Source organism: Cytophagia bacterium CHB2 (assembly GCA_030263535.1).
Lineage (GTDB): Bacteria > Zhuqueibacterota > Zhuqueibacteria > Zhuqueibacterales > Zhuqueibacteraceae > Coneutiohabitans.
Genome location: SZPB01000182.1, coordinates 1 through 12481, shown reverse-complemented (window position 1 = coordinate 12481; position 12481 = coordinate 1). Strand labels below are relative to the sequence as shown.

The following is a 12481-nucleotide window of genomic DNA, read 5'->3' as shown; positions in this document are numbered from 1 at the left end:
TTGAGCATGCAGCCTCCTTCCGAGTTGTGTGCAGCCGGACATGGGCGTCACGGCCTTGATTCATGCCCCAATGCGCCGAGTCCAAGTCCGGCCTCACATACGCCAGCTTGGCTTCACTCAGGTTCGTGTGAGTTTAGGACTTTTTTTACGGCATGCAAGCGAATTTTCAAATCTTGCATTTCTCCCAGAAATTCTCGACCATTTCGAACTTTAAAGTTCCGCGAGGACTTGACCGCTGCCTTTGCTGTTGTATGAGAGAGTTAGACATTAACGCAGGCTGAGCTTGTCGAAGCCTGAGTCTGCCGAAGCCCAATTCAGAGCAACGAGCATACCGCATTTGCGTCTTTGGCCGTAACGAACAAAATTTTTCAAGGATTTTAGTATGAAGCTTGGTTACATCGAATATATGGATTGCGCGCACTTTTTGCCGGGTCATGCCAAGTGCGGCACGAATCATGGCCACACGTACAAAATCGAGGTCATTATCAGCGGCGAAAACAAAACTGGCATGATACTCGACTTTGGCGACATGAAAACTATTATCCGCAAGATTCTCGCCGACTATGATCACAAATCGTTGAATGATTTTTTGGAATACCCTTCGGTGGAAAATATTTGCGAAATGTTGGCCCGGCGTTTTCGTGAGCAGTGGGAGTATCCGTTCACGATTCGTGTGTGGGAGGGAGAGGGGAAGTGGGCGGAGCTAGAGGCTTAGGATTTCATTTGCCGCGAGGATCTGCTGATACCCAACTTATTCATTTTATAATGCAACGTCTGCACCGGAATGCGCAATTGCCGGGCGGCTTGCGATTGGCTCCACGCGTTTGCCTCCAGCGCTTGCCGAATGAGCTGAGTTTCATAAGCGGCAAGATGTTCCGGTAACGCGAGATCATCATTCAGCGCTGTAACAACGGCGGTTTGCTTCAATTGTTTTTTGAGATCGGCAGGCAAGATTTTTTCATCCAATACTTTTGTGTCCGGCGCGGCTAACGTCACCAACCGCTCGACGACGTTTTCGAGCTGCCTAACATTTCCCTCCCAGCGCAAGTATTTGAATCCCTCGAGCAAGCGCGCATGGAATAACTCCGCCTGCTTTTGCTGTTGTCGCGCAAATTCTTTCAAAAAATGATTCGCCAGCAAAGGAATATCTTCGCGACGTTCGGCCAGCGCCGGAACTGCAATCGGGTAGACGTGAAGCCGGTAATACAAATCCTCACGAAATTGGCCTTTCTCCACCAACTCGCGCAACGCGTGGCTTGAAGCCGAGATGATGCGCACGTCGATCTTGTGGGTTTTATTCCCGCCGAGCGGGCGAAGCTCATTTTGCACCAGCACGCGCATGAGCTTGGCCTGCATCTCCAGCGGCAGATTGGCAATTTCATCCATGAACAGCGTGCCGCCATTGGCCTCGTCGAACAGGCCTTTGCGCTCGTGCATAGCGCCGGTGAATGCGCCCTTCACGTGTCCGAACAGCTCGCTCTCGATCAAATTCGCCGGAATCGCGCCACAATCAATCGCGATGAAGGGATGATTATGCCTTTTGCCAAATTGATGAATTGCGCGCGCCACTAATTCCTTGCCCGTGCCGGTTTGGCCTTCCAACAAAACACGCACCTCGCAACGCGCCGCGGCCTCCACCGCTTGCAACAATTCGACGAATCTCGAACACTTGCCCAGGAGTCCTGCTTGTTCATACTTCACCAGTAATGCTGTTTCGGGCAAGGGCGTGCTAAAATACTCGGCGATTTTCTGCACGTTGCGCAAATATGGGGCGGCAATGACGGCAAACTTGTCAAGATAGGCGAGATCTTCTTCATTGAATCCGGCATTTGAAATCTTATTCAACAGGATCAACGTGCCGATGAACGCGCCTTCGCTGCGTAGCGGCACTCCAATAACCGATTTGATCGCAACCTCGCCCCAAGCCGTGCGGCTGAAGCGTGCATCCCGTGCCACATCCTCGCTCAACAACGGCTGTTGCTGCTGCATGATCCATCCGCTCAATTGGTTCTGCGCGGTTTTGAAGCGACGATCATCGTTGGCGCGGCCTTCGCGCATCACGGTTTTTACGGTCTCGCGCGTGCGCGGATTGATCATGAGGAGCAATGCCGTTTCGCCCTGCAGCAAGCTCGCCGCCTGCTGCGCCGTTACGCGCAGAATCTCGTGAAAATCATTTTGTTCATGAAGCAGGCAGGCAAGATCGACGAGGCGTTCCCATTTCTCTTCAGCGACTTTCATGCCAGTGAAGGTAAGAATTTCAGCAAGAAAGTCAAATGCCGGCTTCCTTCCTGGCAAACCTGTGCGGTGTTGCATTTTGCCGGGTTTGTTGTATATTTGGAAGTGCTCAATCAAGGAAGATGGGAAGAGAAGGATTGCCTGAAGTTTACGCCGAGCATTGTTATGACGAGGACGAAACGAAACTCCGGTTGAATTATTGCAGACGACTTTGAAATTCTGAGGCACAGCATGACGAAAATCGAGGCCAAAAAATTTCGCAAACGTTGGCAAATGGTCAATGCCGCGGAACGCGAAGAATTGCGCAAGACTCCACCCGAAGTGAAATTCCGCCAGCTCGAGGCCCTAATGGCCTCTGTGGATCAATTGGGATGGGCTGATGCGCTTGCAGCAGAGGAAGAGAGTGTACGTGCACGCTGGCAGAAATTGAAAGCAGCGTATCAAACGCGTAAGAAATAAAAAGCGGATCAGCCCCGCCCCTCTGATCCGCTTGCGAAGATTGCAGCCGTAGAAACAAGCACCTTGCCCTACGCGCCTGGCCCTCTCACTTGATCAATGTCATCTTCTTCGTATCCACATATCCGCCGGCATTCATGCGCAGAAAATAAGTGCCGCTGGGCGCAGATAGGTTGCGGCTGTCTTTTCCATCCCACACCTGGAAATATGAACCCGGCCCGTAACTGCGATCCACCAGCGTGCGCACCTCGCGGCCCAGCGTGTCGAGCACCTTGAGGTTCACATACGAAGCCTTTGCCACTTCAAAGCGAATCGTCGTGGAGGGATTAAAAGGGTTGGGATAGTTTTGCAGCAATTCAAAAGATGCCGGCGCATTGTGAGGCGTTTCGTTGACAGCGGTAAGCGACTGTACACGCAAACGCGCGCCCGAGCCGAATCCTTCAGCAACATTTGGAATGACACTGCCATCGAGCAGAATGACATCCGCCTTCCATGTGATACTGATGCTATCTGAACTGATTAAGCGGAGCGCCTCGCGAACTTTAATTCGTATGGAAAGCTGCCCCAACGAATCAAATCCAAAGACCATAAACGTTGCGCTATAATCGTTGCCCTGTCGCTCCCACACCCCGTGCGCTGGCGATTCTGTTAGAGTAGGCAGTGCGCTCGCGACCTCCGTCATCGTCCCACCGGCGTGATAGGTTCGTAGAGACTCAAAGGAAATACCAAAAGTCGTGTTCGTTGCATTGACTAACCAGGCTCCGGTCAAATCATCTTGCGCTGTAACGTTCGAGGCCATCATGATGATCGCAAGGAGGAAAACCAATGCTGTAGCTTTTCTTTTGTTGTTCATGGCAAAACGTCCCTTCCGGTTGTTCAAGTAACCATGCGTGAATTTGAGCTGAATGCGCATTTAGTGATGCGAGGCTTTTCAACAATAGTGCCATTGGCACAAGCAAATCCTGCTTGAGGTGATACATTGATTTTATTGGGGCACTGCGGCAAGGCACAGTCTCTCGCAGACATGAAATGGATGAGGCGTTTCCAAATAACTGGAAACGTAAAGACAGGCTTTGCTTTACAGGGTCTTGTGTTTCAGAAAATTTGGAAGCGGACTGGTGGGTTCTTCTGAAAAATTGGATGCTGAAAGCAGGTTGGGGAATTGTAGAAACGAGACGTAGAACTTAGCTTCAAAATTTCTCGTTGCCATCCTAAGCCGTTATCGCTATATTTTTTCCATGAAAAAGACAACTTGAAACGCGAGGACAGGCGATGAACCAAACTACATTGAGCAAGCAATTCATCACGGATAATCAAGGCCGTCAAATCGGGGTCATTTTGCCGATGAACGACTATCTGCTCGTGGAACCGATTCTGCGACAACAGGAACAGAGCAAACACGACACTTCGCTCGAAACGGAGGAAGAAAAGCTCCGCCTCATGGAACAGGCCGCCAGCGATCCGCTCTTTCTGGCTGATTTGCGCGAGGTGATGAATGACTTCAAGCACGTTGACGCCGAATGGTGGGAACCACATTTCGGAGGTAAGCAATAATCAACGAGGCTGATAAAAATGTTATCACAACCTGCGCTCGCAAGTATGAAGTATCAATGATCTATCTTTTCGGCTCTTCTTTGCACGATCCGGCCCAAGCCCGTGATATTGATTTGGGCGTCAAGGGGATTAACCCGGCACTGTTCTTCAAGTTCTACGGGGAGTTGATGCGGCACCTTTCCAAACCGGTGGATTTGGTTGATCTGTCGCAAAGAACTCTGTTTAATGATCTGGTAGAAGAAAGAAGGGTGAAAATTTATGGATGGATATCGCGCTTTTCGCCATTTCTTCGTTCACGGCTATGGCATTGCTTTGCAGGAAGTACCCTTGAAGCCGTTGGCACAAAAACTACCGGAGTTATGGCAGCGCTTTACGATGGAACTCGAAGCTTATCTCTCCGCGCGAAGAGATCAAACGCCTTCCGCATGATTCTACGTCACGAAACCTTCTACATTCATTCTTCCAACCCCATCTTCCGGCACAGCTCCGCATAGCGCGGGTCCGAACGAATCGGATCGAGGGCGGGTTCGATGTTTAGAAGTATCATTTCGGATGAACGATCAAGGTAAGCCTGATTTAGATATTCAAAAGCCTGCTCATAATCCCCAAGGCCGATATATGCGACTGCTGTATAAAAAGCATCATGATATTGGTGTGATGAAAAACCCTTCAATTCATCGAGAAATTTCAAAGCTTCGTCTCGCCTTCCTGCCCTGGCATAGATGTAAATCTTCTGATGCAGTTCCGGCCCCCTTTCAGCAAACGAGAGCGCTTCTTTATACATGCCCTTGAAATAGTAATTCCACGCCAACTGATAGATGGCAGCCCAGTGATTGGGATAAACCTCGAGCAATGGCTGTACTTTAGCAATGCTCTCATCATAGCGACGCGCCAAGCCATAGGCTCGTCCAATCAGCAAGCTATACAGAGGTGAAAGGGGGTCAAGCGCGATCGCTTTCTGAAGAAGGCTCATACCTTCATCAAATCGGCCTGTAAGTCTCAAATAGAATGAATAGCACATCAGTATGGTCGGATTCTGCGGTTCGAGGGTACGCGCGCGCATGAAATCTTGCTCCGGGCCATCCCACTCCCAATCATGGTGGAACTTGACCATTGCGAGAGCAGCGTGCGCTTCTCCCAAGTTTTTATCCAACGAGAGAGCCTTTAAAGCAGCGGCTTTGGCTCGGGGATAAACTGCTTTCGGCTGAGGGCCGCCACTTGGTCCGGATATTCTTGACCAAATATAACATGTTGCCAAGCCGGCATAAGCAGGCGCGAAGGTCGGGTCAAGAAGAATCGTTTGTTGAAAACTCTCCACTCCTTTTTCAAAAGCGAGATTGTTGAAATATTCCCGGCCTTTCAAGTAATGTTGATAAGCTTCGGGATCAACCGGCCGCACATTGGTTACGTACTGTTGCTCTTGCGGCGTCAACCGCACGCGCAGCTCATTGACAATGGCGTCCGTCACTTCGCTTTGCAAGGCCAACACGTCGCGCAGGTTGCGATCATAATTCTCTGCCCATAAATGGCGGTCTTGCGCTGCATCGATCAGTTGCGCCGTCACGCGCACGCGGCCATCTGCAAGCGCGACCGAGCCTTCGACCACGACATCGACATTGAGCTTTTTGGCGATCTCCGGCAATGCTTCGCGCGTGTTTTTGAATTGCATCACCGACGTCCGCGAAATCACGCGCAGGGATTTGATCTTTGCCAAATTTGCGATCAACGCTTCAGTCATGCCGTCGGCAAAATATTCCTGCTCGGGATCTCCGGAGAGATTTTGCAACGGCAGCACCGCAATCGAATCGAAGCGTGCAGGCGATTTGGGAAGGAAGTGAATGCCAGCGTAAATCAGTGCTGCGAGCAAGATTGCTGCGCCAATAGAAAGCAACCCGCGCTTCTTCAAAGCAGATTTGCGAGATGGGGAGGATTGCTTGAGCCTTTTGCTCGCAGACTGCTTGCCGCCGGCCTTCAGCTCATCGAGCAATTCATCAATGTGTTGATACCGTTCCGCCGGATTTTTGTTTAAAGCCTTTTCAACCACCTGAGTCAAGCCTGCCGGCGCTTCGGGCCTAAGCTGCATCACAGATTGCGGATCGGTGTTCACGATGGCATACATCACGGCCTGATCGTAATGTCCCTGAAACGGCAGTTGTCCGGTGAGCATTTCATACATCACCACGCCCAGCGACCAAATATCGGTGCGATGATCCACCGGCAAACCTTGCGCCTGCTCGGGCGACATGTAGGCAACTGTGCCCAATGTTGCCCCGCTTTTGGTGAGATGCTGCTGTCCTACCAATTTCGCCAAACCGAAATCGATGATCTTGACTTCATTGCGCTTGGTGATGACGAGATTCGAAGGTTTGATATCGCGATGCACAATGCCGGCCTCATGCGCCCGCGACAAGCCGCTCGCGATCTGTTTGGCAATCTCAAGCACACTGTCCACTTGCAACCTGCCCCTTGCCACTTGCTCCTTCAACGTCTCGCCGTCATAATACGCCATCGCAATGAACAAATGCCCTTCAGCCGTTTCATTGATTTCATAAATGGTGCAGACGTTGGGATGATCCAGGCTGGAAGCGGCTTTGGCTTCGATGATGAAACGTTCTTTGGCTTGCCGGTCGCGCGTGAGATCGGGCGGGAGAAATTTCAAAACAGCATGACGGTCGAGTTTGACGTCGAGGGCTTTATAGACCACGCCCATCCCGCCTTCGCCGAGCTTGGCGAGGATTTTGTAATGTGATATGGTTCGACCGATCATATGGCGGCTTGATTTTACTGTTTCATATGGATTTGTTATTCGACAGAGTACTACAACGTTAAGTTGACCAAACACCGTGATGTCAGAAAGAATCTGGTGAAGTATTGGGAAAACGGCTCGAATCGGCCGCGAACCCAGTACCTCACAAGATTCCTCCTGAATGACAGTGACAAAAGTACGGGGAAATCTCGAACTTAACGATGTATCAATAGGCAGGATGAAATGCAAATCGTGGATCAAGATAAACAATGAGGCGACAAAGTCAAGCGCCGAAACTCCACGGTTGACATTCCGCCTTGAATTTGCGATATTGCCTGTGTTAAAATTTTTCCCGAAGCATGCCACTACAATAAACTTTGCCGGGAATATTCACCTGCAATACTTTAGGAGGACGTTATGGCTTACGAATATAAGCTGACCCCGCGCCCCTACAGCGACGAAGAAGCAAAAACGCTGCTGAAGGACGTGGTTAGTCCGGAAACCTCGGACTGGCATTATAATACGCATCACAAAGGCTACGTCACGGTACTGAACAAAATCGAGCAGGCGCTCGACAAAGCCAATCCGGCGGATGCCAACGGCAATTACAGCGAGATCGGCGAGCTGAAACGCCGTTACACCTGGAATCATTCCGGCGCGCTGCTGCACGATGTTTACTGGGCCGTCATGGGCGGCGATGGCGATCCCGCCAAAGGTCCTGAGGTTTTGAGAGCGATTGAAAAGCAATTCGGCTCATTCGATAAATGGAAAGCGGATTTCAAAGCGGCCTCGGTTTCGGCCAAGCTCAGCGGCTGGGGCTTGCTGGTTTATGATGCCCTGTGGTCGAAGCAGCTCATCAACGTGTTGGTGGATGAACATCAATATGGCGCGATTTGGGGCGGCGTTCCGCTCATCGCCTGCGATGTGTTCGAGCATGCGTATTATCACAAAGACGGCCCGGGCCGCGCGAAATACATCGACAATTTCATCGCGAAATTGCATTGGGGCCGCATTAACGATCGTTTTAAGGCTTTCGTGAAATAACCTTCGCTCTTGAGGGCCACGGTTGTAACCAGGATGTGTCATCCCGCAAGCGGCGAGATCAAAATTAGAAAAGGCCTCGGGAGCAAAACTCTCGAGGCCTTTTATTTGGATTTTGACGGAGAGTTATGGCAAAATTACTACTGAACACTTCTCCGAATTAAAATTTTTTGCCACTGATTTACACTGATTTACACTGATTTACACTGATTTACACTGATTTACACTGATTTACACTGATCTACACTGATCTACACTGATCTACACGGATTTCAGAGATTTGTTTGCAAGAAACTATTTGAGAGCATTTAAAATTAGTGAAAATCTGTGTTCATCCGTGGCAGAAGAAAAAGTGTCCGGTAATGAATGGCGAAATTAAGCATCTTTATTCTCACAAAGCCTTGCTTTAAAAAAGTTTGACAACCCAAAATTTTTTGTTATATTGCCCGCACTTTATGCGAGTTTTAATGATGGGCAAAGTTGAATCAAATTCATTTTATTAAAGATCTGAGCGAATGAGCATGAATTCTCCCAATTTTCCCATACAACCACAGCAGGGTCCGCGCCCGGTGCCGGGCGCCAAGAACATTATCGCGGTTGCCAGCGGCAAAGGCGGTGTAGGCAAAACTACGGTGTCTGTCAATCTCGCGGTGGCGTTGGCGCAAAAAGGCGCGAAAGTCGGCTTGTTGGACGCCGACATCTACGGCCCGAATGTTCCGATGATGACGGATACGATGAATGCGAAACTTACCGCCACACCCGAGGGGCATATTCAGCCGATTGAAAAATTCGGATTGAAAGTCGTGTCGATTGGTTACGTCAACGAAGGCGATACCGCGGTGATTTGGCGCGGGCCGTTGGTGGGACGCATGATCACACAGTTTCTGACAGAAGTGGATTGGGGCGAATTGGATTACCTGATTGTCGATTTGCCGCCGGGCACGGGCGATGCGCAGTTGACGCTTTCGCAAGCGGTCGCGCTGACCGGCGCGGTGATCGTCACCACGCCGCAAGACGTTGCACTCAGCGACGCCAAAAAGGGCATCAACATGTTTCGTAAAGTCGAGGTGCCGGTGCTGGGCGTCATCGAAAACATGAGTTACTTTAGTTGCCCGCATTGCGGCAAGCGCACCGAGATTTTTTCGCACGGCGGCGGGCAGGAGGCGGCGCGAAAGTTCGAAGCGCCGTTTCTCGGCGAAGTGCCGTTGAACATGGCGATTCGCGTGGGCGGAGATGAAGGCCGGCCGATTGTGACGCAGAACACCCAAGCTGAAATTCAGACGGCCTTCCAAAAAATTGCCGAAAAGTTGATACAACAAATCGACGAGTTGAACGCGAAATCCGGCAAAGGCCGGGAGTTGCTGGGAAAAGTGTTTAAACTTTCCTGAGTTGTTGTCATCAGCTAACAAACAGTGCGAGCGCATCTCGGCGCTTGCGCTAACCTGGAGGCGCGCTGTTTCAGGTTGCCGCTTAGGCCGCAATAAATCGTCGCGTTATGGTCCCGTGGGTTCGCTCCGTCAGCATGTATGACGTTCTGATCAAAATTTACGCAGTTGAGAAGGTGGGAATGTAATACCTCAAAGTTTAAGGGATAAGGTGTAGCGCGGAGGGAGTTTCGTCATTGTAGGAATAATCTTGGGATTCGCAGCGCGAGAGGAGTTCTATGGCCAGCAACGATAACCCTACCGCAGGTCAAGCGCAAAGCCAATATCGCTCGGAGCAGCAAACAAAACGCGATCCGGCTCAGCCCATGCCGGAAGAGTTGTGGATTCGCTTTTGGGGTGTGCGCGGCAGCTATCCCGTGCCCGGACCGAACACCGTGAAGTACGGCGGCAATACCTCGTGCGTGGAAATCCGGAACGCCTTTCATCGCATCATACTCGATGCCGGCACCGGGCTGATTGGCCTGGGCGACTTGCTGATGTCGGAATATCAACGAGCGCTGAAGGCGACCCCGTCCGCGGTTCACGAGCCGCTCACGATCACCGTCCTGTTGAGCCATACTCACCACGATCATATTCAGGCATTGCCGTTCTTCCTGCCGGCCTATTCGAGCAAAACGCGTTTGTACGTTTACGGGCCGCAACTCTTGGGAGAAGATTTGCGCGACAGCATCTCATTGACGATGACGGCGCGTTATTGCCCGGTACGGTTGGAAGAATTGAATGCGCAGAAAAGCATAGAAAATTTGGCGGATTCTGATCGTTTGCTTTACCGCAATTCCGACAAAGCCCCTAAAATTTACGACGCGCATGAAGAGTTGCCGGCGGCGCAAACCGGCGATTTGCTCGTCAGCATTTTGCGCAGCTACGCCCATCCCAAAGACGGGGTGTTCATTTTTAAAATCACGAACAATGGCAAGCGCGTGGTCTATGCGACGGACATCGAAGGTTATACCGGCGGCGACTCGCGCTTGATCGAATTTGCGCGCGGCGCAGACGTGTTAATTCACGATGCGCAATATACGCAAGAGCAATATTCCAATCCGCATTTTCCCACGCAAGGCTTCGGCCATAGCACGATCGACATGGCCTGCGAAGTCGCGCAGAAAGCAAAAGTCGGAAAGTTGATTTTGTTTCACCATAACCCGCGCCATACGGATGAGGATATGGATCACATCGAGGAGTATGCCCGCACCCTTTTCAAGCACGCCTTTGCCGCGCGCGAAGGCATGGAGATTCACCTCAGCCCATGAGTTTTTCAGCGCCCCTCGAAGATAACCAAAGAGAGTTTGCCGCCTCCACAACCGCGGAAATGTCGGAAATCGTGCTGCCCAATGACGCCAACCTGCTGGGCAATATTCTTGGCGGCAAAGTCATGCACTTGATTGACATTGCCGCAGCCGTTGCCGCCTCCCGCCACTGCCACCGCGCGGTTGTAACCGCCAGCGTCGATTCCCTGGAATTTCGCCACCCCGTTAAAGTTGGAGACTTGATCATCATCAAAGCCGCACTCAATCGTGCGTTTCATACCTCGATGGAAATCGGCGTCAAAGTGTGGTCGGAGAATTTGCTTACCGGCGAACGCCAGCATACCAGTTCTGCTTATCTTACCTTTGTCGCGCTCAACGAATTTGGCAAACCAGTGGTCGTGCCGGAATATATTCCCATCACGGATGCCGAAAAACGGCGTTGGCACGAGGCCGAAGTCCGGCGAGCAACACGCTTGCAAGTAAAAAACAAAATTGCTAAGATGGAATAACCTACGGCAAAGCAAAAACGCAATGAGTATGATTACGGGAAATGTGAAATTTGCGATACCCCGATTGTTGAAAAGCGAATCAAGTAGGATTTCTGGATTCGGGGACAACTTATCGTGATTGAGAACGTGCCCGCTGGAGTTTGTCCGCAATGTGGCGGGAAAGTCGTGACCACAGAAGTCGGGCGTCGCATTGCAACATTGCTGGAAAATCCAAAAAAAAATTGCAAACGCCCCGAGAATTTCCGTTCCCGCAATCAACTGGGATGCAGAAACCGAAGCAACTATCGCTTACTAACAACGCTTTGTTTTTGATAAGGAGGAGCGGATCATGCCCGATTTCATCACCGTTTGCAAAGAAGCGGATCTCCCCGCCGGCACGGCCAGGAAAGTGCAGCTCGCAGGCAAGGACATCGCGATTTACAACATCGCAGGTAAATTCTACGCGACGCAGCAGGAATGTCTTCATCGCCAAGGCCCGCTTGATGAAGGAGAATTGGAAAACACCACTGTTACCTGCCCTTGGCACGGTTGGCAATATGATGTCACCACCGGCGAAAGTCTATTCAATCGCGCGCAAAAGCTGCAAACCTATGCCGTCAAAGTCGAAGGCGGCGAGATAAAAGTTGCGGTGTGAGCTTTTGAGATTGGCCGCGGCGCGCCGGTGATCTTCTGCATTTCAAATTGATGCAACACTTCCGCTCGGTTTTTGCGCCATATTGAATTTTCAAGATTGAACACTTCTCATTCCCTGAATGTCCGAGCGAAGAAAGAAATGAATTGTTGCGAATGGACGCCGAACGTTTACAGGCAACATGATAACCGTTTCTGCCTCGCTCAAAAAAGAGTTGCAAGAGTTTGCGCGCGCGCACGGCTGTGAATTATTCGGCATCGCGCCCGTGGCTCTGTTCGACGAACTGGAGTTTTATCCGAAATGGTTGAGCGCCGGTTATGCCGGCAACATGGACTATTTGCACCGGCAATTACCGAAACGCCTTGATGCGCGCCAGATTCTGCCGGAGGTGAAATCCGTCATCGTCATCGGCGTCATTTATCACACGCCGCAACCGCTTTCCCTCGAGATAAGAGATCCAGAACGCGGTTGGATTTCACGTTATGCCTGGGGAGATGATTATCACGACGTTTTGCTCCGCAAGCTGGAAGCGCTAGACGGGTTTCTCCGCACGCGAGTGGGCGCCGAGTATCAAGGCAAATTCTATGTCGACACCGGGCCGGTGCTCGATCGGGTGT

General features: G+C 51.0%; 13 protein-coding genes and 1 pseudogene. 11 read left to right on the top strand and 3 right to left on the bottom strand.

What is annotated here, in order from left to right:
* Positions 1-382: 382 nt before the first annotated feature.
* Entirely contained in the window at positions 383-715 is a 333-nt protein-coding gene (locus tag FBQ85_17180; GenBank protein ID MDL1876880.1) for a 6-carboxytetrahydropterin synthase, read from the top strand.
* On the opposite strand, the gene FBQ85_17175 is transcribed toward FBQ85_17180, so the two are convergent.
* Complete coding sequence (locus tag FBQ85_17175; GenBank protein ID MDL1876879.1) at positions 712-2313, bottom strand: sigma-54-dependent Fis family transcriptional regulator; 1602 nt, start codon at positions 2311-2313, stop codon at positions 712-714. The genes FBQ85_17180 and FBQ85_17175 overlap by 4 nt on opposite strands.
* 153 nt (positions 2314-2466) lie before the next feature.
* Between FBQ85_17175 and FBQ85_17170 the strand changes: the two genes are divergently transcribed.
* Positions 2467-2694: a hypothetical protein gene (locus FBQ85_17170; GenBank protein MDL1876878.1), complete on the top strand. Its 228-nt coding sequence runs from the start codon at positions 2467-2469 to the stop codon at positions 2692-2694.
* 85 nt (positions 2695-2779) lie between these two features.
* Here the strand turns inward: FBQ85_17170 and FBQ85_17165 are convergent, their stop codons facing one another.
* Entirely contained in the window at positions 2780-3604 is an 825-nt protein-coding gene (locus FBQ85_17165) for a T9SS type A sorting domain-containing protein (GenBank protein MDL1876877.1), read from the bottom strand.
* Between the two features lie 359 nt (positions 3605-3963).
* Between FBQ85_17165 and FBQ85_17160 the strand changes: the two genes are divergently transcribed.
* Both FBQ85_17160 and FBQ85_17155 read left to right on the top strand, forming a co-directional pair.
* On the top strand, positions 3964-4245 hold the full coding sequence (locus FBQ85_17160; GenBank protein ID MDL1876876.1) for a hypothetical protein: 282 nt from the start codon (positions 3964-3966) through the stop codon (positions 4243-4245).
* A gap of 56 nt (positions 4246-4301) precedes the next feature.
* Positions 4302-4508, top strand: a pseudogene (locus tag FBQ85_17155) (hypothetical protein).
* 191 nt (positions 4509-4699) lie between these two features.
* Here the strand turns inward: FBQ85_17155 and FBQ85_17150 are convergent.
* Positions 4700-7012, bottom strand: coding sequence for a hypothetical protein (locus tag FBQ85_17150; GenBank protein ID MDL1876875.1), 2313 nt, complete (start codon positions 7010-7012; stop codon positions 4700-4702).
* Between the two features lie 396 nt (positions 7013-7408).
* Here FBQ85_17150 and FBQ85_17145 point away from each other — a divergent pair, with 396 nt between their 5' ends.
* From FBQ85_17145 to FBQ85_17115, 7 genes are all read left to right on the top strand, one after another.
* Entirely contained in the window at positions 7409-8035 is a 627-nt protein-coding gene (locus FBQ85_17145) for a superoxide dismutase (GenBank protein ID MDL1876874.1), read from the top strand.
* Between the two features lie 512 nt (positions 8036-8547).
* The gene (locus FBQ85_17140) at positions 8548-9420 is read left to right on the top strand and encodes an Mrp/NBP35 family ATP-binding protein (protein ID MDL1876873.1); all 873 of its coding nucleotides are present in this window, start codon (positions 8548-8550) and stop codon (positions 9418-9420) included.
* Between the two features lie 275 nt (positions 9421-9695).
* Positions 9696-10727, top strand: a complete 1032-nt coding sequence (locus FBQ85_17135; GenBank protein ID MDL1876872.1) for an MBL fold metallo-hydrolase — start codon at positions 9696-9698, stop codon at positions 10725-10727.
* Complete coding sequence (locus tag FBQ85_17130; GenBank protein ID MDL1876871.1) at positions 10724-11233, top strand: acyl-CoA thioesterase; 510 nt, start codon at positions 10724-10726, stop codon at positions 11231-11233. Before FBQ85_17135 ends, FBQ85_17130 begins: the two co-directional genes overlap by 4 nt.
* 96 nt (positions 11234-11329) lie before the next feature.
* Positions 11330-11545: a YgiT-type zinc finger protein gene (locus FBQ85_17125; GenBank protein ID MDL1876870.1), complete on the top strand. Its 216-nt coding sequence runs from the start codon at positions 11330-11332 to the stop codon at positions 11543-11545.
* Positions 11546-11561: 16 nt separating this feature from the next.
* Entirely contained in the window at positions 11562-11867 is a 306-nt protein-coding gene (locus FBQ85_17120; protein MDL1876869.1) for a non-heme iron oxygenase ferredoxin subunit, read from the top strand.
* Positions 11868-12045: 178 nt separating this feature from the next.
* A partial coding sequence (locus FBQ85_17115; protein MDL1876868.1) for a DUF1730 domain-containing protein occupies positions 12046-12481 on the top strand: 436 nt, incomplete at its 3' end.

Bases quoted from the DNA above. Each gene is read 5' to 3' on its own strand.
- FBQ85_17180 (MDL1876880.1), top strand. From the start codon at position 383: ATGAAGCTTGGTTACATCGAATATATGGATTGCGCGCACTTTTTGCCG.
- FBQ85_17175 (MDL1876879.1), bottom strand. From the start codon at position 2,313: ATGCAACACCGCACAGGTTTGCCAGGAAGGAAGCCGGCATTTGACTTT.
- FBQ85_17170 (MDL1876878.1), top strand. From the start codon at position 2,467: ATGACGAAAATCGAGGCCAAAAAATTTCGCAAACGTTGGCAAATGGTC.
- FBQ85_17165 (MDL1876877.1), bottom strand. From the start codon at position 3,604: ATGCGCATTCAGCTCAAATTCACGCATGGTTACTTGAACAACCGGAAG.
- FBQ85_17160 (MDL1876876.1), top strand. From the start codon at position 3,964: ATGAACCAAACTACATTGAGCAAGCAATTCATCACGGATAATCAAGGC.
- FBQ85_17150 (MDL1876875.1), bottom strand. From the start codon at position 7,012: ATGATCGGTCGAACCATATCACATTACAAAATCCTCGCCAAGCTCGGC.
- FBQ85_17145 (MDL1876874.1), top strand. From the start codon at position 7,409: ATGGCTTACGAATATAAGCTGACCCCGCGCCCCTACAGCGACGAAGAA.
- FBQ85_17140 (MDL1876873.1), top strand. From the start codon at position 8,548: ATGAGCATGAATTCTCCCAATTTTCCCATACAACCACAGCAGGGTCCG.
- FBQ85_17135 (MDL1876872.1), top strand. From the start codon at position 9,696: ATGGCCAGCAACGATAACCCTACCGCAGGTCAAGCGCAAAGCCAATAT.
- FBQ85_17130 (MDL1876871.1), top strand. From the start codon at position 10,724: ATGAGTTTTTCAGCGCCCCTCGAAGATAACCAAAGAGAGTTTGCCGCC.
- FBQ85_17120 (MDL1876869.1), top strand. From the start codon at position 11,562: ATGCCCGATTTCATCACCGTTTGCAAAGAAGCGGATCTCCCCGCCGGC.